This window comes from Priestia sp. P5_B4 (assembly GCF_056400385.1).
Genome location: NZ_JBFULJ010001186.1, coordinates 1 through 934, shown reverse-complemented (window position 1 = coordinate 934; position 934 = coordinate 1). Strand labels below are relative to the sequence as shown.

The 934-nt window shown below is 39.0% G+C and carries 3 protein-coding genes; all 3 read right to left on the bottom strand.

From position 1 onward, the window contains the following. A partial coding sequence (locus tag AC1DRF_RS29815; protein ID WP_477742548.1) for a copper ion binding protein occupies positions 1 to 535 on the bottom strand: 535 nt, incomplete at its 3' end. An 85-nt stretch (positions 536 to 620) separates the two neighbouring features. Continuing rightward, positions 621 to 827, bottom strand: a complete 207-nt coding sequence (copZ, locus tag AC1DRF_RS29810; protein ID WP_013082796.1) for a copper chaperone CopZ — start codon at positions 825 to 827, stop codon at positions 621 to 623. 14 nt (positions 828 to 841) lie between these two features. Further along, positions 842 to 934 (bottom strand): metal-sensitive transcriptional regulator (locus AC1DRF_RS29805; protein ID WP_477742549.1); only part of this gene is annotated, 93 nt, incomplete at its 5' end.

Sequence of the window (934 nt, the reverse complement as noted above, 5' to 3'; positions counted from 1 at the left end):
CCATTGCCCATAATAACGGTACGCTTAAAATAAACGAAAACCAAAACTTTCCTCTTTGTTTACTCAGTTCTTTTTCYCGGTAGCTTTGCTCTTCTTCTCTTTCTTCCGACTTTAGCTTTGCTCCGTATCCAAGTTTTTCAACTCGCTGCGTTATATCTTGCGGAGCTATTTGAGAAGGGCTGTATTCAACAGAAGCCGTTTCTAAAGCAAGGTTAACACTTGCCTTTGTCACGCCTTCTAATTTGTTTAACCCTTTTTCAATACGAGTCGAACAAGCGGCGCACGTCATACCAGTAATAGCAAATTCGGCTTTTTCATTTACAACTCCGTATCCAAGCTTTTCGATTTTTTCTTCAAAGGCCTGTGGACTTGTTTTAGACGGATCAAATATGATAGTAGATCTTTCTAAAGCCAAATTCACGTTTGCTTCTTTTACACCTTCTATTTTTTTTAATCCTTTTTCAATTCGATTTGAACACGCTGCACATGTCATACCCGTAATTTGCAAGGTGGATTCTTTTTGTTTGTCACTCACCGCGTTTCGCCTCCTATTATATACCTACAAGGGGTATATTTTTCTCCTAAATCAAGCGTGCGAAGGTATTCGCACGCGATGCTGTTTATGCTACGTCATAACCTTGGTCATCAATAGCCTCTTTAATATCTTCGACCGTTACTTGACTTGGATCAAATGCAACTGTTACTTTTGCATCTTCTAAGCTTACTTCTACGCTTTTAACGCCATTAAGTTCGCCTACACCGCCTTCAACAGCTTTGACGCAATGACCGCAAGACATTCCTTGTACTGATAATGTTACGTTTTCCATTTCTAGCATCTCCTTTATTTCATTAATCGTTTAATGGTTGTTAATAATTCATCTACTACTTCTTCATCACCATCTTGCACACGTTCTACAATGCAATGCTTCAAGTG